At 59.3% G+C, this 16,531-nt stretch carries 18 protein-coding genes and 1 pseudogene; 9 read left to right on the top strand and 10 right to left on the bottom strand.

Annotated features, from left to right (window positions below):
- The first annotated feature begins 18 nt into the window (after positions 1-18).
- Positions 19-639: a hypothetical protein gene (locus GQX66_RS23000; protein WP_236188607.1), complete on the top strand. Its 621-nt coding sequence runs from the start codon at positions 19-21 to the stop codon at positions 637-639.
- Between the two features lie 144 nt (positions 640-783).
- On the opposite strand, the gene GQX66_RS22995 is transcribed toward GQX66_RS23000, so the two are convergent.
- Positions 784-2,085, bottom strand: coding sequence for an OprD family porin (locus GQX66_RS22995; protein ID WP_240871676.1), 1,302 nt, complete (start codon positions 2,083-2,085; stop codon positions 784-786).
- 362 nt (positions 2,086-2,447) lie between these two features.
- Here GQX66_RS22995 and GQX66_RS22990 point away from each other — a divergent pair, with 362 nt between their 5' ends.
- Both GQX66_RS22990 and GQX66_RS22985 read left to right on the top strand, forming a co-directional pair.
- Complete coding sequence (locus GQX66_RS22990; RefSeq protein WP_240871674.1) at positions 2,448-4,433, top strand: type VI secretion system tip protein VgrG; 1,986 nt, start codon at positions 2,448-2,450, stop codon at positions 4,431-4,433.
- Positions 4,433-4,981: a hypothetical protein gene (locus GQX66_RS22985; protein ID WP_085745756.1), complete on the top strand. Its 549-nt coding sequence runs from the start codon at positions 4,433-4,435 to the stop codon at positions 4,979-4,981. The genes GQX66_RS22990 and GQX66_RS22985 overlap by 1 nt, the downstream gene beginning before the upstream one ends.
- 61 nt (positions 4,982-5,042) lie before the next feature.
- Here the strand turns inward: GQX66_RS22985 and GQX66_RS22980 are convergent, their stop codons facing one another.
- Both GQX66_RS22980 and GQX66_RS22975 read right to left on the bottom strand, forming a co-directional pair.
- Complete coding sequence (locus GQX66_RS22980; RefSeq protein WP_240871671.1) at positions 5,043-5,339, bottom strand: hypothetical protein; 297 nt, start codon at positions 5,337-5,339, stop codon at positions 5,043-5,045.
- A 355-nt stretch (positions 5,340-5,694) separates the two neighbouring features.
- Positions 5,695-5,832 carry a hypothetical protein gene (locus GQX66_RS22975; protein WP_240871668.1) on the bottom strand — a complete coding sequence of 46 codons (138 nt, stop codon included), beginning with the start codon at positions 5,830-5,832 and terminating at the stop codon, positions 5,695-5,697.
- On the opposite strand from GQX66_RS22975, the gene GQX66_RS22970 reads away from it, so the two are divergent.
- Together GQX66_RS22970 and GQX66_RS22965 are read left to right on the top strand one after the other, a co-directional pair.
- Entirely contained in the window at positions 5,825-6,085 is a 261-nt protein-coding gene (locus GQX66_RS22970) for a DUF2790 domain-containing protein (RefSeq protein WP_085745758.1), read from the top strand. The genes GQX66_RS22975 and GQX66_RS22970 overlap by 8 nt on opposite strands.
- 90 nt (positions 6,086-6,175) lie before the next feature.
- Entirely contained in the window at positions 6,176-6,574 is a 399-nt protein-coding gene (locus tag GQX66_RS22965; RefSeq protein ID WP_064596409.1) for a hypothetical protein, read from the top strand.
- Here the strand turns inward: GQX66_RS22965 and GQX66_RS22960 are convergent.
- Complete coding sequence (locus tag GQX66_RS22960) at positions 6,571-6,840, bottom strand: DUF1652 domain-containing protein (protein WP_085745760.1); 270 nt, start codon at positions 6,838-6,840, stop codon at positions 6,571-6,573. The genes GQX66_RS22965 and GQX66_RS22960 overlap by 4 nt on opposite strands.
- 372 nt (positions 6,841-7,212) lie before the next feature.
- On the opposite strand from GQX66_RS22960, the gene eco reads away from it, so the two are divergent.
- On the top strand, positions 7,213-7,698 hold the full coding sequence (gene eco / locus GQX66_RS22955) for a serine protease inhibitor ecotin (RefSeq protein WP_085745761.1): 486 nt from the start codon (positions 7,213-7,215) through the stop codon (positions 7,696-7,698).
- Positions 7,699-7,724: 26 nt separating this feature from the next.
- Here eco and ilvA read toward each other — a convergent pair.
- Positions 7,725-8,714, bottom strand: a pseudogene (ilvA, locus tag GQX66_RS22950) (threonine ammonia-lyase, biosynthetic); the annotation flags it as partial.
- 251 nt (positions 8,715-8,965) lie between these two features.
- Here ilvA and GQX66_RS22945 point away from each other — a divergent pair.
- Positions 8,966-9,304 (top strand): DUF2834 domain-containing protein, encoded by a 339-nt coding sequence (locus tag GQX66_RS22945; protein WP_240871904.1) that lies wholly within the window; start codon positions 8,966-8,968, stop codon positions 9,302-9,304.
- Here the strand turns inward: GQX66_RS22945 and GQX66_RS22940 are convergent.
- Both GQX66_RS22940 and GQX66_RS22935 read right to left on the bottom strand, forming a co-directional pair.
- Positions 9,285-10,208, bottom strand: coding sequence for a magnesium transporter CorA family protein (locus tag GQX66_RS22940; RefSeq protein WP_240871667.1), 924 nt, complete (start codon positions 10,206-10,208; stop codon positions 9,285-9,287). The two genes, GQX66_RS22945 and GQX66_RS22940, sit on opposite strands and share 20 nt — an antisense overlap.
- A 7-nt stretch (positions 10,209-10,215) precedes the next feature.
- The gene (locus GQX66_RS22935) at positions 10,216-11,790 is read right to left on the bottom strand and encodes a RimK family protein (protein ID WP_240871662.1); all 1,575 of its coding nucleotides are present in this window, start codon (positions 11,788-11,790) and stop codon (positions 10,216-10,218) included.
- Positions 11,791-11,882: 92 nt separating this feature from the next.
- Between GQX66_RS22935 and GQX66_RS22930 the strand changes: the two genes are divergently transcribed.
- Positions 11,883-12,986, top strand: a complete 1,104-nt coding sequence (locus tag GQX66_RS22930; RefSeq protein ID WP_085745765.1) for a GNAT family N-acetyltransferase/peptidase C39 family protein — start codon at positions 11,883-11,885, stop codon at positions 12,984-12,986.
- 5 nt (positions 12,987-12,991) lie between these two features.
- Here the strand turns inward: GQX66_RS22930 and GQX66_RS22925 are convergent, their stop codons facing one another.
- Both GQX66_RS22925 and GQX66_RS22920 read right to left on the bottom strand, forming a co-directional pair.
- The gene (locus tag GQX66_RS22925) at positions 12,992-14,137 is read right to left on the bottom strand and encodes a PQQ-dependent sugar dehydrogenase (protein ID WP_085745766.1); all 1,146 of its coding nucleotides are present in this window, start codon (positions 14,135-14,137) and stop codon (positions 12,992-12,994) included.
- Between the two features lie 50 nt (positions 14,138-14,187).
- Positions 14,188-14,529, bottom strand: coding sequence for a hypothetical protein (locus GQX66_RS22920; protein ID WP_102686228.1), 342 nt, complete (start codon positions 14,527-14,529; stop codon positions 14,188-14,190).
- Between the two features lie 194 nt (positions 14,530-14,723).
- On the opposite strand from GQX66_RS22920, the gene GQX66_RS22915 reads away from it, so the two are divergent.
- Positions 14,724-15,584: a Ku protein gene (locus tag GQX66_RS22915; RefSeq protein ID WP_240871659.1), complete on the top strand. Its 861-nt coding sequence runs from the start codon at positions 14,724-14,726 to the stop codon at positions 15,582-15,584.
- A 42-nt stretch (positions 15,585-15,626) separates the two neighbouring features.
- Here GQX66_RS22915 and lpxO read toward each other — a convergent pair whose 3' ends face one another.
- Positions 15,627-16,526 (bottom strand): lipid A hydroxylase LpxO, encoded by a 900-nt coding sequence (gene lpxO, locus GQX66_RS22910; RefSeq protein WP_102718826.1) that lies wholly within the window; start codon positions 16,524-16,526, stop codon positions 15,627-15,629.
- Positions 16,527-16,531: the final 5 nt, after the last annotated feature.

Genomic DNA, 16,531 nt, shown 5'->3' with positions numbered 1-16,531 from the left:
ACGACGGGATGACGGCTTTTGAATTCGCGGCGCACGGTTGGACTGTTGGTATTGGCGGCACTGTTGACCGGTTGCGGAACATCGCCGCCGCGTTCGCCGGAAAACCTCTGCGAGATTTTCCGCGAAAAAAGTGATTGGTACGACGCGGCGCAAGTCACGCAAAAGCGCTGGGGCGTACCGATCCAGGTGCCGTTCGCGATCATGTATCAGGAGTCCGGCTACCGCTATGACGCCAAGACGCCGCGCAAATACCTGCTGTGGGTGATCCCATGGGGTCGCGTCACGACAGCCTCGGGTTATGCGCAGGCCAAGGATGAAGTCTGGTCCGACTACCAGAAAAGCACCGGCCGATATGGCGCCGACCGCGAGGACTTCGACGACGCCATCGACTTCGTCGGCTGGTACATGGACAAGACCACCTCGATCAACGGCGTGTACAAGTACGACGCCTACAACCAATACCTCAATTACCACGAAGGCTGGGGCGGTTTCCGCCAGAAGACTTATGCCAGCAAGGCGTGGCTGATGCCGGTGGCGCGCAAGGTGCAGAACCGCTCGGACATGTACGGTCAGCAATACGCGGCGTGCAAGGATGATCTGAATCGCGGGTTCTGGAGCCGGTTCTGGCATTGGCTCTGACTCTCGGTGCTCTTTAGGACGCCTTCGCTGGCAAGCCAGCTCCCACAGGGATCTACGGTAACCACAACTTTAGAGAACGACGTAGATCCTGTGGGAGCGGGCTTGCCCGCGAAGGCGTCAGTTCAGACACCGCCGGCCTATGGGTTACAACACCGAAAAGTTGTAACTCACAATCAAACGGGTCTCATCCACATCCCGGGCAAACTTCTCGTAGTTGGTGCGGTAAGTCGCATTACGCAACCGCAGGCTGACATCCTTGAACGTCCCGGTCTGGATCACGTACTTCAACTCGCTGTCGCGTTCCCACTCTTTGCCTTCCTGATCGCTGCCCGGGACCTTGATGTGATCGCCGTTCACGTAACGGGTCAGGAAGCTCAGGCCATTGATGCCGATCGCTTTGAAGTCATAGTCATAACGCAGCTGCCAGGAACGTTCCTGTGCGGCGGCGAAGTCGTTGACCTGCACGTAGTTCACCAGATACGGGTTGCTGCCATCCAGATACGGCATCGAGTTGTCACCGTTCATACGCTGCCAGCCAGCGCTGAAGGTGTGACCGCTGATGCCGTAAGACAGCATGCCGCTCAACGCGCGGTTGTCGATTGAGCCCGCTTTCGCATCGCCGCTGTCGGCGCTTTTCAGCAAACGCAGATCGGCTTTCAACACACCGTCACCCAGCGGCTGATTGGCCAACAGACCCACGAAGTGCTGGCGATAGATGTCTTCCAGTTCGGCGTAGTGATACTGCGCGGTCAGGCGATCGTTGATCTTGTAGTCGAAGCCGTACATGTCGAAATGATCGGCGGTGGTGTTGCACGCATAACGCTTGTTCTTGCAGTGCACGCGTATGTCTTGCGAATCGGTCGAGTCCCGGGCGGTGTAGTTGTCCAGACGCGCGGCCATGAAGGTCAGGTTCTTCACCTCTTTGGAGGTCAGCATCGCACCGTTGAACATGGTCGGCAGCAGACGGCCGTCGTTGTACTTGAGCAATGGCAGATCCGGCAGTAGCGCGCCATATTTCAGCACCGTATCCGAGACTTTGACCTTGGCGGTCAGACCCATCTTCGCGTACTGACCTTTTGAACCGCGCGGGTTGTCGCCGCTGGACGGCAACAGGCCGCTGTTGCTGCGATCCGGGCTGGAATCGAGCTGGAAACCCGCCATGCCCAGCGCATCGATCCCGAAACCCACGGTGCCTTCGGTGTAGCCCGATTGCAGATTGAGAATGAAACCCTGCGCCGACTCTTCGCGCTTGGACGCGCCCTGATCACTGGAGGTGTGCCCGTCACGGAAATCGCGGTTGAAGTACACCGTGCGCGATTCGATCTTCGCCGTGGTGTCTTCGAAAAAACCGCTGGCCTGGACCTGTGCGGTAAAACCGGCGCACAGCACAAAGGCTCCGAAGCCAAGCGACTGGCGCGGGGTGATGAGGGGAAATGGGGGACGCATTGAAAACTCCAACAGAACAACGATTGCGCAGAGGCGCAAACAACCAGAAATAGCTCCCGTCCCGGACCAGTGAAGAACCGGGAGGCAGTGAACACGCGGGGGTGAACGGCAATGATGGCAGATGGCTTTGACGTGCTACAGGCGACTTTAGTCTGAAACTGACTGGTTGTTCCCGGACGCGGTATTCGGCGTTCGCGACAGACTGGTTCGTCCGCAAGTGCCTGTTTTACTGGGCCAAACCGTGGGCCTAAGGGTTTTCCCTATGGGTTCTGACCACTGCCTCTACGGCATTTGCGCCTTGAACGAGGCGATTTAATCCTGCACCATCCGCCCACGCTAATCCAAAGGACGGAAATCAAGGCATGCTGGACGCCAACGCTACCCACATTACCCTCACGCTCGAAGGCGCTTCCGCCGACCTGCAAGTCCTCAGCTTCACCGGTCGCGAAGCCCTCAACGAGCCGTTCCGTTTCGACATCGAACTGGTCAGCGCCCGCCCCGACCTCAAACTTGAAGAACTCCTGCACAAGCCCGGCTGCCTGACCTTCGGCGCCACCGGCGAGGGCAAGATTCATGGTCTGGTGTATCGCATCGAGCAAGGCGATTCCGGCAAGACCCTGACCCGTTACAGCATCAGTCTGGTGCCGCAACTGGCCTACCTGCGGCATAACCATGACCAGCAGATCTTCCAGCAACTGACGGTGCCGAAGATCATTGCTCAGGTACTGGAAGATCGCGGCATTCTGGCCGACGCCTACAGCTTCCAGCTCAGCGCCGAGTACCCGGAACGTGACTATTGCGTGCAGTACGACGAGTCCGACCTGCATTTCATCCAGCGCTTGTGCGAGGAGGAAGGCATCCACTTCCACTTCCAGCACAGCAGCAGCGGCCACAAACTGGTGTTCGGCGACGACCAGACCGTGTTCCGCAAGCTGAAACCGGTCAACTACCAGCAAGACTCCGGCATGGCCGCCGACAAACCGGTGATCAAGCGTTTCAACCTGCGCCTGGAAACCCGCACCAGCCGCGTCAGCCGCCGCGATTATGATTTCGAGAAACCGAAGATTCTGCCTGAAGGCGCGGCCAAATCCGCGTTCATGCCGGACCTGGAAGACTACGACTACCCCGGCCGTTTCACCACGCGCGAGCGCGGCAAGTTCCTCTCGACCCGTGCGCTGGAGCGCCACCGCAGCGACTACAAACTCGCCGAAGGCAAGGGTGACGAACCGACCCTGACCAGCGGCCACTTCATGACCCTGGCCGAACACCCGCGCGCCGAATGGAACGACCTGTGGCTGCTGCTGGAAATCTTCCACGAAGGCAAGCAGCCACAAGTGCTGGGCGAAAACGTCACCAGCGACGTCACCGACCACAAGAGCGATTTCCACCAGGGCTACCGCAACAGCTTCGTGGCCACCCCGTGGGACGCCCACTACCGCCCTGCCCTCGAGCACCCGAAACCGAAAGTCCTCGGCAGCCAGACCGCGATCGTCACCGGCCCCGCCGGCGAAGAAATCCACTGCGACCAGTACGGCCGCGTGAAAGTGCAATTCCACTGGGACCGCGACGGCCAGGCCGACGACAAGACTACTTGCTGGCTACGCGTCGCCAGCGGCTGGGCCGGCGCTGCCTATGGCGGCATCGCCATCCCGCGCATCGGCATGGAAGTGCTGGTGACCTTCCTTGAAGGCGATCCCGACCAGCCGCTGGTCACCGGCTGCCTGTACCACAAGGAAAACGTCGTCCCTTACGACTTGCCGGCGAACAAGACCCGCAGCACCTTCAAAACCCTGAGTTCACCGGGCGGCAAGGGCTACAACGAGTTCCGTATCGAAGACAAGAAAGGCGTCGAGCAGATCTACATCCACGCCCAGCGCGACTGGGACGAAAACATCGAGCACGACCAGAAGATCCGCGTCGGCAACGAACGGCATGACACCGTCGAGGCCAATGTTTTAAGTGAATTCAAGGTCGAGGAACACCGCATCACCCACTTGGATCGCAAGAGCGAAATGCGCGCCAACGATCACCTGACTGTCGGCGTGACCCAACATGTGAAGGTCGGCACCGGGCAGTTCGTGGAAGCAGGCACGGAGATTCACTACCACGCTGGCGACAAAGTGGTTATCGAAGGTGGCATGGAACTCACGGCCAAGGCTGGCGGCAGTTTCGTCAAGGTTGATGCCGGTGGTGTGACCATCAGCGGTGCCGAGGTGAAGGCCAACACCGGCGGCGCGCCAGGCGCCGGCACCGGGATCGCGATTCTACCGCCGGTCATTCCAGCACCGGCCGCCAACGACAAGCCTGGCACCGTTGTTTCGCCGAAGCAGGTTGTGAAGTCGGCTTGATGCGCAACGCAGTCATCGCGGCTGGACTCATCGCATCAAGCCTTCATGTCTTTGCCGATCAGCCACCGTTCACGACGGTGGCTGAGTGTAATCTCGCCGGCTCCGACAGCAGAGTGTCCCTGCTGCGGGGCCATCCCCTCTCCGACTCTCACGTTTACAAAATCAGTCAGAAACACGAAACCAGATTCTTGTATGCGGATGCCGACGCGTCTAATGGCAGCCGTGTCGATTGGCAGTGCGTGTCTATAGGCAACGACGTGAATGTCTTGCTGATTACCGGCGAGTTCAGCTCCAACTACCAACAAGGCATCTTGTTCTTTCGAGATACAAGCGACAGACGGATACACCGTGTGGAGTTTGCCGAAAGGAACCGTCCTCGCTGGGTATTGAGCGGCTCGAAAAGCCCTCAAGTGATATTCGAGAACGTCGGACATGAAAGCGTCCACAAGTACCTGATTTACGGTCCGTCGGATGCTTACCTCGAAACGGATGAGCTGCCCGTTCCTGCAACCGGCGAATCGCTGATTGAGCTGAAACCTTACCCGTAGTCGCTGAGGTTTTTTCTTCAACGGGGGACCATCGCGTCCCCCGTTGAACGCTGGTGAAACGTCAGACCGGTGCGGTCCAGTTCAACATTTTCTGCTGCGCAACCTGAAGCAAATCACTGCCATCCTGTGTCAGCAGGTACAGCGCATGGGTGATGTGGGGGATGTCCTGGACGTCGGCGTGTTTGAAGCACAGGCAGTGCAGGGTTTCGAGCAGGTCGGCTGCGGCGCGGATGCGTTGCACGGCGGCTTCGAAGAGGTCTTTCGGGTTGGCTTGGGTGTCGATGACCAGCGGCGCGCTGTCGGTGACGCCGCTGTTGAGTGGGAGATAGCGGGCGGAGCTTGGTTTCAGGATTGGCATTGTCATTACTCGATAGGCTTCAATGACCCGCCGACACCGTGACCAAACGATGGGAGGCGGACTGTATGCAAGGCTTGGTCAACTGAGAAACCCGATCAGCTCGCCCGAAGGCGCCCCTGCACACAGCCGCCACAGCAATGTACTCCGAAGACGTGAGTGTCCGCGGCGCGAATCATGGCACAGATGTGTCGAGTTTTTCAGGTGACCAAACCTAAGCCGCTGATTTTGCAGCGACGCCAAACCATAACCGCCCCGCTCCAGCCCCCGAAAGCAGACAAGGCATCCACCCTTGTAGGAATCCGCCGAGACTCCCCCACGAATCGATCCCCGCCCAGACAGCCGGCGTTCAGCCCGGTTAACCATCGCTTAACGCCGCGGTCAAAAACTCTACTGAACCGCACGCCCTCAGCCCCTGGCTGACGCCCAGTGCGGCAGGTTTGGCTTGCAACATGCCGAACTCAATTACCGTCGCACCGGAGTCCATCATGAACATTCGTCCGTTCCTGCTCACCACCGCCCTCGCCTGCACCGCGTTTGCCGGGCTGGCCCAGGCCAATGACACCTCCAAGGCTGTTCCCTATGAATACGGCATGCCGCTGCATGTCGCCAAAGTGGTTTCCCTGACCGAGCCGCAGACGCAGGAGTGCAAGGTCATCACCGCCGACATGAAGTACCTCGACAGCACCGGGAAACCGGAAGAAATCAGTTACCGGAAATTATCTGACGCGTGCAGCTTCCAGAACTGACAGAAAGCTCTGATTTGCGGCTTTGCGGTAGGCGAGCACGGGTCTCGAAGAGTATGCTCGGGGCCCTCCTCACTGCCGCAAGGATTCGCCATGCAGTTGTCGTTTCGCACGCTCTCGACCCTCACCTTCTGCCTGTGTTTTCTGCTTTCCTTGGCGTGGGGTCTGGCGCCACAGATGTTGCTGGCGATCTGGAGCATCGAGTATTCGGAGGCAGCTGGATTCGTCGCACGGCGCAGTGCGGTGCTGTTTGCAGCCTTGGGGGTGATGTTTTATCTGGTGCGCAACGCGCCGGTGTCGATCGCGCGCAATGCGCTGAGCAACGGCTTTATCGTCGGCTGTTTTGGCCTGGCGGTGCTGGGGTTTGCTGAATGGCTCAACGGCCACGCCGGCCCCGGGATTCTGCTCGCGGTGCTGGTCGAGTTCGCGCTGGGCCTTGGCTTCTTGCAGGCCCGGCGCGTGACGGTCGAACTGGGTGAAACAGTCGGTTAGACGACTCGGGATCGCGGCACTGAATGATGGATTGCCGTTTGTTGCGCAAGATCCGAGCGCAACCCGGCGATCAGGCCGTTGATTTCGCGACAGCTGTTCAAATGACTGGCATCGATGCCACTCACCTGCAGCTCAACCTGATCGGTTTGGTGATCGCCATACACTTTGACGGTCATCGACAGATCCGGGGACAGCGTGCATTGGCAGCGTTTCGGTAGAAAACTGCTTTCTATGATGTTGCGGAGTTCCAAGGCAGACAGAAACATGGCGAAACCTCTCCTTACTGTGAGACTGCCAATCAAGTATTCACGTCGACCGTTGCCACGGCTTCCCACGGGTGTGTCCCCGCTGAATCCTTGGGTTGTGACAAGCGGCTGTACTGCGAAATGCCCATTGGAGTGTAGGCGCCCGAACTCGGTGCGCCGCACCAAATCAACGCATAAAACGTGCCTTTCATCAGGTTGCATTCACCTCCTTGCAAATCAAAGGCTTGGGAAAAAGGCAGGCCACTGGCCAGTTGCAAAATGCAAGATTCGCTCGTGCAGGCACTGCAATTTGCATGCGGCTGGCGGTTTGCATTCATCGCCCTTGGCAGTGAGAATGCCCGTTAAACAACGTACACCCGCCAGGAGGCTTCAATGGGAAATTTCACTGTTTACGCGACCGCCGGCCTGATGCTCGCCAGCCTGTCCACCCTCACCCATGCCGCCAAACTTGAAGACACCGCGCCTTATCCGAAGGCCGAAGCGGGCTTCACTCGCCAAGTCATCCACCTGCCGCAGCAGGCCCAGGAAGAAAACTTCAAAGTCGAAATCCTCGCTGGCAAGACCCTCGAAGTCGACTGCAACCGCCAACGCCTGGGCGGCACCCTCGAAGAGAAAAACCTCGAAGGCTGGGGCTATCCGTTCTACCGCCTGGAAAAAGTCAGCGGCCCGATGAGCACGCTGATGGCCTGCCCGCCCGGCACCCAGAAAAAACGCGCATTCGTGCCGGTGATCGGTGACGGTTTCACCGTGCGCTACAACAGCAAGCTGCCGATCGTGATCTACGCACCGCAGGACGTCGAAGTGCGCTTCCGCATCTGGTCGGCCTCGGACAAGGTTGGCGTGGCCATTCCCGAGTAACTTCAAGCCACAACGCCGCACGCCGCCGCTCGCTCGGCGACGTGTCGCAAGCTGTCGAAATTGATATTGGCGCCAGAATCGATGGCGATGAATGTCTGATTCCGTGCGCCGGTTTGCGCCACGTACTGTTTGATGCCCGCGACCGCTAATGCACCTGAAGGCTCGGTGATCGAGCGGGTATCGTCGTAGATATTCTTGATGGCTGCACAGAGCTCATCGTTGCTGACGGTAATGACCTCATCCACGCAGAAGCGGCAAACCTCGAACCCGTAAGCGCCGATCTGCGCCACCGCCACGCCATCGGCGAAAGTGCCCACGTTGGGCAACACCACTCGCTCATCCGCTTGCAGGGCAGCTTTCAGGCAGGCCGAGTGCTCCGACTCGACACCGATGATCCGCACCTCCGGTCGTAGGTATTTCACATACGCCGCGATGCCGGCGATCAACCCGCCACCGCCCACTGGGACGAAGATCGCATCCAGTGCGCCCTGATGCTCGCGCAGGATTTCCATCGCAACCGTGCCCTGGCCAGCGATCACATCTGGATCGTCGAAAGGCGAAACGAACGTTCGCCCAGTCTGCTCAGCCAGTTGCAGCGCGTGGGCCAGGGCAAAGGGAAAGCTTTCACCATGCAATAGCGCCTCAGCCCCGCGACTGCTGACCCCCAGCACTTTCAACTCAGGCGTGGTTGCCGGCATCACAATGGTCGCGGCAATGCCCAGCTCCCGCGCCGCCAGCGCTACGCCTTGCGCATGATTGCCCGCCGACGCCGTGATCACGCCGCGCGCCTTCTGCTCGTCGCTCAACTGCACCAGCTTGTTGTAGGCACCACGGATCTTGAAGGAGAACGTCGGCTGCAGGTCTTCGCGTTTGAGCAGGATCCGGTTGCCCAGCGCTTCGGACAGCGCCGGCGCCGGTTGCAGCGGCGTGCGCACCGCCAGTTCATACACCGGCGCGGCGAGGATCTTTTTCACGTACTGCTCAAGCAGGGCTTGCTGGGCGGGGCTGTAGCGCATGGTCGTCTCCTGACGTTTGATTCGGAACCCCGGAGACAGAAAATGAAAACCCGCCTCTAGGGCGGGTTGGGTGCTGCAGTCGTGAGCTAGCCCGCCAAATGAGGAATGGCGGTAATAATGCTTGGCTGGCAGCGCAGTACGGTGGAAGTCATGGCCCCGAAATTAGCCCGGGCGCTGCAGGCAAGTCAATGGCGAATTTTGTGGCGGGTCTGTAGGCTGGCCTTTCGCTCATCTGCCCAAGGAAGGAATACCTGATGTCCATCGCCCTGCCCCTCACTGCATTGATTGCTTTCGGCGGCTATACCGTTTCCGTGATGCTGCAAGCCGAGCAGTCGCTGATCGACTTCGGCATCAGCCTGATGTCGCGGCCCGACACCGCGCAAGTGGTGATCGATCTCTATCTGCTGGCAACCCTGGCGGGCGTCTGGATGTACAAGGACGCGCGCAAGCGTGGGCAGTCGGGCTGGTCGGTGGTGCCGTATCTGTTGCTGACGGCGGTGTTTGTTTCAGTCGGGCCGTTGTTGTACCTGGTTGTTCGGGGCCTGCAGGATCGCAAACGCCCGGCCCCGGTCATTTCGCCAGACGCCTGAGCCCGAACAGCATCCCGCCCGCCCCCAGCAGCATCGCCGCCAGGAACAACGGGTACGACACCCACCACGGCGTGCCGGCGGTCATCATGCTGAATTCCGACATGCCGCCGATGCTCGCAATCAGGTTGAGCGGCAGGAACACCACGTTGATCAGTGTCAGTTTGCGCAGCAGGTTGTTCATGCTGTTGTTCATCAGGTTGCCCCGGGCGTCGATCAGCCCGGAGAACACCGTCGAATAGATTTCCGCCTGCTTGTAGCACTGGTTGTTTTCGATGATCAGGTCGTCGATCAGGCCGATGGCTTCGCTGCCGAAATGCTGTTTTTCCGCGTGATTGCGCAACCGCGTCAGCACCGCGCCGTTGCTGTGCAGGGCGTTGATGTAATAGATCAGGCTCTCGCTGAGGTTGAACATCTGCACCAGATGCTGGTTTTGCATCGAGGCGTTGAATTTCTGCTGCAACTCCCGGGCGACCAGTTTGATCACCTTCAGATGCCCGAGGTAGTGATGGATGTTGTTGAACAGCAGATCCAGCAACACGTCCAGCGGCGTGTTCAGTGGCTGACGTGTGCCGACACCGTGCAGCGGCGTGTCGTCCGTGGCGATCACCAGCAACTGGCCCGGTGAGAACAGCAATCCGCAGGACGACACCTCGAACGCCAGGCTGCCGCCGCCGGAATAATTCTCCGGGCGTTTCCAGATCAGAAACAAGTGATCGGGGTGAAACTCGATCCGCGACACCTCGTCCGGATCCAGCGCCGAGGCCAGCGCGTGTTCATCGAGTTTGAAGTGACTGTGCAGCAAGTCGCGCTCGGCGGCGTCGGGGTCGCTGAACAGCATCACCTTGGCGTCCAGTCGCTCGACCCGCTGCAAACCGCCGTGATTCAGTGCAAAGCTGTTGATCATCGGCCGGTCACCAGGCCTGCCCGCGGCGTTTGAGTTCGAGACGCCGCACGAATTCTTCCAGTACCAGTGAATACAAATCGTCCTGCAGGTAGGCGTCTTCGATGCCTGCGTCGAGGTTCGGGTTATCGTTGACCTCGATTACCACCACCTTGTCGCCGGCCTGCTTGAGGTCAACCCCGTACAAGCCGTCGCCGATCAGGTTGGCGGTCTTCACCGCCAGTTCCACCACCGCGCGCGGCGCTTCGTGAATCGCCAGCGTGCGGCATTCGCCGTTGACGTCCTGGCCCTTGGCCTTGTGGTTGTAGATCTGCCAATGGCCCTTGGACATGAAGTACTGGCAGGCGAAGATCGGTTTGCGGTTGAGCACGCCGATGCGCCAGTCGTACTCGGTGTAGAAAAACTCCTGGGCCAGCAACAGCACCGAATGTTCGAACAGCTCGTCGGTGGCCTCCAGCAAGGCCTGTTGGCTCTCGACCTTGATCACGCCACGGGAGAAGCAACCATCAGGGATCTTCAGTACCAGCGGAAAACCGAGGCGCTCGCCGACCCGTTCGAAGTCTTCGGGTCGCTCCTTGTACAGGATTTCCGTAGCCGGCATGCCCAGTTGATGGCTGTTGAGCAGGTCGGTCAGGTAGACCTTGTTGGTGCAGCGCAGTATCGACGTCGGGTCGTCCATTACCACCAGACCTTCGCTTTCGGCCTTCTTGGCGAAGCGATAAGTGTGGTTGTCGACGCTGGTGGTCTCGCGGATCAGCAGGCCGTCGTACTCGGCCAGCCTTGCGTAGTCCTTGCGTTCGATCAGCTCGACATCGATGCCCATGCCCTTGCCGACCCGCACAAAGTTTTCCAGTGCGCGGGCGTTGGACGGCGGCAACGCCTCCTGCGGATCGTGCAGGATCGCCAGATCATAACGCGCCACTTGCGGCGAACGCGGTACGCGCCAGATCTTGCGGCTGAAACCGTCCAGCGCATTGGCGAACTGATCTTCCTGATCGTCACGCAACTTGTGCAAGGCACCGGACTTTATGCCTTCGATATGCCATCCGTTAGTTCTGCGAAACTCAACTAACAGAATCGGGCACGGAAATACTTCAAACAATTGCCGGGCCAGATCCTGCAACGGCTCGATATGGGTTTTGCCGAAATAAAGTGTCAGCGTAAAACCTTCGGTGTCGCTGTAGAGATGATGGCTCAGGGCTTTTTCCAGGGTTTTATCCAGGTCATCCAGCGCCAGACCGTAAAGGGATTTTCGCGTCAGTTCGCTAATGGTGCGCACCGAAGGAATCACCTTGTGCCCGCGCGCTTCAGCCAGCAGCGAGCAGTAATAACCGTGCCCCAGATACTTGTAGCTGCGGCACAGGTTGATCACCTGCACCCGTTTTCCCGGCTCGCTGTCGGGTGGTTGTTCAAGGTATTCCTGGGCCGTCAGGATGTCTTCGCTGGGGAAATACGAGGCCCAGTCTTCCTCGCGTTCGACGATGATCAACACTTGACTGGAAGTCCTGATCTGCGGTTTTAAATAAGTTGCCGGTGGCAAATTTTGACTGGATACTTCGCGCCAATGACCCTGTACCGCTGACATAGAAATTGATCCGTTGGAGAACAAGACCTTTTCTATTAAGCACGAAGTTTTTCGAAAGTCCCGTTTCGTTACGCAACTTTTACGGTGGTCATATGAATGCTGTTTTTCGCCTGGCGGTGGTTGAAGATTTGCCAGCGTTGCTCACGCTGGAGATGCACTGTTTCACCACGGATCGGCTCACCCGCCGCAGTTTCCAATGGATGATCACCCGGGCCAACGGGCAATTGTGGGTGGCCGAACGTGAGGGCCAACTCGCCGGTTATGCGTTGGTGCTGTTTCATCGCGGCACCTCGCTGGCCCGACTGTATTCCATTGCGATTGCCCCCGAGGCGCGCGGCGGCGGTCTGGGCAAGCAATTGCTGCAGCGGATCGAGACCTGTGCGCTCGATCACGACTGCGCCTACCTGCGGCTGGAAGTGCGCACCGACAACCCCACCGCCATCGCCCTGTACGAGCGCAACGGTTACCGACGCTTTGCCTTGATCCATGACTACTACGAGGATCACGCCGACGCACTGCGTCTGGAGAAACGCATTCTCCAGCACCGCGACTCACGCAACATCAAGGTCCCCTATTACCGACAAACTACCGACTTCACCTGCGGCCCGGCCTGCCTGCTGATGGCCATGGGTGCGTTGCAGGCCGATCGTTTGCTGGAGCGGCGCGAGGAATTGCAGTTGTGGCGCGAGGCAACCACGGTGTTCATGACGGCTGGCCATGGCGGTTGCAGCCCGCAAGGTCTGGCACTGGCAGCCTGGCGCCGGGGTTTCAAAGTGCGTTTGCAACTGAGCATGAGCGGGCCGCTGTTTCTCGATGGCGTGCGCGATGCGCATAAAAAAGACGTCATGCGCCTGGTCCATGACGAGTTCATGGCGCAACTGAACGACACAGACGTCGATCAGGTCATTGGCGTAACGCTGGACTTGCCCGCATTGCTGACCAACGGCGGTCAGCCCCTGGTGCTGATCAGCAGCTATCGCCTGACCCGGTCCAAATCGCCGCACTGGGTGATCGTCACCGACTGCGATGAAGACTTCGTCTACCTGCACGACCCGGATGTCGATCACAGTCAGCATCGTCAGCCCATGGACTGCCAGCACGTGCCGGTCAGCCATGGGGAGTTCGAGAAGATGTGCCGCTTCGGTCGCGGCAAGTTGCGGGCAGCGGTGGTGCTTTACGCCCGCTCGCCCGCATGACGCATTTATTTGAGTCCGACCTTGTACAGCGAACCATCGGACTCATCGGTCAGCACATACAGGTAACCGTCCGGCCCTTGGCGCACATCACGGATCCGCTGCTTCAGTTCGCCCAGCAAGCGTTCCTCATGCACCACCTTGTCGCCGTCGAACTGCAAACGGATCAGCTCCTGCGTCACCAGCGCACCGATGAACACGTTGTGCTGCCAGGGTTTGAAGCGATCGGCATCGTAGAAGGCCATGCCGGTGACGCCCGGGGATTTTTCCCAGACATGGTGCGGCCCTACCGTACCTTCTGCGGTTTTGCCCTTGGCTTCCGGGATCGGTTGCATGGAATAGTTGATGCCGTGGGTCGCCAGCGGCCAGCCGTAATTCTTGCCGCGCTCGATGATGTTCACCTCGTCGCCGCCGCGCGGGCCGTGCTCGTTTTCCCACAGGGTTCCGGTCCACGGATTGAGCGCGGCGCCCTGGGGATTGCGGTGGCCGTAAGACCAGATCTCCGGGCGCACGCCGGACTGGCCGACAAAGGGGTTGTCATCCGGCACCTTGCCGTCGGGGTAGATCCGCACAACCTTGCCTTGCAGCTTGTCCAGGTCCTGCGCGGTCGGACGGTCGTTGTTTTCGCCCAGGGTAATGAACAGGTAACCGTCGCGGTCGAACACCAGTCGCGAGCCGAAGTGGTTGCCGACCGACAGTTTCGGTTCCTGACGGAAAATCACGTTGAAGTCCTTCAGGGTTTTCAGGTCGTCCGACAGACGCCCGCGCCCGACCGCCGTTCCGGCTTTGTCACCCGCTCCGCCGCCCTCGGCATAGGACAGGTACACGAGGCGATCCTGTTTAAAGTCCGGTGACAGCACCACATCGAGCAATCCGCCCTGCCCTTTGGCCCAGACGTCCGGCACACCGGTGATCGGCGCGGACAGTTTGCCGTCAGCGCCTACCACACGCAGGTTACCGGGGCGCTCAGTCACCAGCATGCCCTGGCGATCCGGCAGGAACGCCAAGGCCCATGGGTGCTTGAGCCCTTGGGTAATCGTTGTGACCTCGAGGGTGCCCTGCTCGCTTTGCAGCTCTTTGGGAGCGGCAGCGAACGCCGGGCTAGTGATCAGTGCACTGGCACACAGGCCGGCCAGAAGGGTTTTACGCAACATGCACGATTCCTTTTGTTCGTGTGAAGGGCTGACAGAAGCGGTTCTGCCATTCAACGGTTGCTCCCGCTGTCACGGGCTGGAGGATTGGGGATGAAGGTGGGTGGCGTGCTCGGGACGGAGCGCAGCGGCTGGCCATTGCCGATGCCGCGGTTTTCCAGGGTCGGCGGGCGTGGCACTGGCACCGTGTTCGGCCCGCGAACAGGCGGAGCGCTGGGTTGGGTGCCCTGCATGCTGTTGGGGTTGGCCCGGCGGATCGGGCTGTTGTAGGGGTTGTTGCTGTTGCCGGTCGGACTTTGCGCCAGCAACAACGGTGAATGCGTGATTGCGCCCTCTGCGTGAACCAGACCACCAGTGAGGGCGAGCAATGCAATGCCAAGCAGGAAACGGTTCATGAACGGCCTCTTTCGATGCACGTGGATTAGAGCCTTCGAGTCCACGCTACGCCGAGGGTTCGGATTTGTTAACCCGTCACCGCTAAACAAGATGTAACACGGCTTGACCTGCCGTTTACCGCCGCCCCCTGCAAACAACGGAAACTTTTACGCCGGGCCACGGGTCACCCGAACATCACTCGGAGAACAGCACCATGGCTCGGGCAATCTGGAAAGGCGCAATCAGTTTCGGTCTGGTGCACATCCCCGTTGCGCTGGTTTCGGCGACCTCGTCCCAAGGCGTCGATTTCGACTGGCTCGACAGCCGCAGCATGGACCCGGTCGGCTATAAACGGGTCAACAAGGTCACCGGCAAGGAAGTCACCAAGGAGCACATCGTCAAAGGCGTGCAGTTCGAAAAAGGCCGCTATGTGGTGCTCAGCGAGGAAGAGATCCGTTCGGCACACCCGGTTTCGACCCAGACCATCGACATCTTCGCCTTCGTCGACAGCGAGCAAATTCCGTTGCAGAACATCGACACGCCCTATTACCTGGCCCCGGACAAGCGCGGCGGCAAGGTCTACGCCCTTCTGCGTGAAACCCTGAGCAAAACCCAAAAGGTCGCCCTCGCCCGTGTGGTTTTACACACGCGTCAGTATCTGGCCGCGTTGATGCCCCTGGAGTCGGCATTGGTGCTGGTGAAACTGCGCTGGCCTCAGGAAGTGCGCAGCCTTGATGAGCTGGCACTGGGCAGCGAAGTGACCAAACCGCAGTTGGCCAAGGGTGAACTGGACATGGCCAAGCGGCTGGTGGAAGACATGACGGCAGACTGGACGCCCGAGGACTACAAAGACGAGTTCGAGAACAAGATCATGGCGCTGGTGGACAAAAAGGCCCATGAAGGCAAGATCGAAGACGTTGAAACCGTTTCCGGTGAGGAAGAGCGCAAATCGGCCGATGTTATCGACCTGACCGAACTGCTCAAGCGCAGCCTCGGCGGGAAAGCCCCGGCCAAACCGGCGAAGAAGACCGCCAGCAAGGCAACACCAGCGAAGAAGACCAAAAGAGCGTCGTGAAAATGAAATCGGGCGACTGCCTTTCAACAGTCGCCCGATGCGTCAGATCAGAATAAAGATCGCCAGCAGTCCGCCGAAGATCGCCCACTTTTCCATGTAATAGAGCTTGCGATTGCGCTTCTTCAGCTCTTTGCCGCGCAGTCGAATCTTGTAGATTTTGGTAAACAATCGGTTGATGCCACCGGTGCGGTCACCCGCGTCGTTCGGTGCACCGGCCGCCGACATCACGGTACGGCTGAACCAGCCGTTGAACGCCGCTGCCCAGCGATACTTCATCGGACGTTCGACGTCACAAAACAGAATGATGCGATTCTGGTCGGTGGTGTTTTCTGCGTAATGAATGAAGGTCTCATCGAACATCACCGCTTCGCCATCACGCCAGTGATAGTTCTCGCCATCGACATTGATGTAGCAACCGGCGTCGTTCGGCGTTTCCAGGCCCAGGTGATAACGGTAGGAACCGGCGTAAGGATCGCGGTGACGCACCAGTTTCGAGCCCGGCGGCAATTCTGCAAACATCGCAGCCTTGATCGAGCCGATGCTCTGCACCAGTTCGGTAGTACGTGGGCACAGTTGCAGTGCCGACGGGTGGCTGTCGCCGTACCACTTCAGGTAGAAACGCTTCCAGCCGGTCTTGAAGAACGAGTTGAAACCGACGTCGTCGTACTGATTCGAGCGCTTGATCTCGCCGGCGCGCAGCAGATTGCGGCCTTCCTCGCGGATTTCTTCCCAGTGGGTCTGTAACGGAGTCAGGTCGGGAAAATCCTTCGGATCGAGATACGGCGTGTTGGGCTTTTTCGAGAACAGATAAAGGAAGCAGTTGATCGGTGCCAGAAACGAAGAGTGATCGCTAAGTTGTCGACCGAGCTTGTGGCGCACGCGACCACGCAGATGAACGTATGCAATGGAAATGACATATACAGCGGCAATGATGAGTTTCACGGAAA

Source organism: Pseudomonas sp. B707 (genome assembly GCF_022496685.1).
GTDB lineage: Bacteria > Pseudomonadota > Gammaproteobacteria > Pseudomonadales > Pseudomonadaceae > Aquipseudomonas > Aquipseudomonas paraglycinae.
This window is presented reverse-complemented; position numbering and strand designations above follow the sequence as displayed.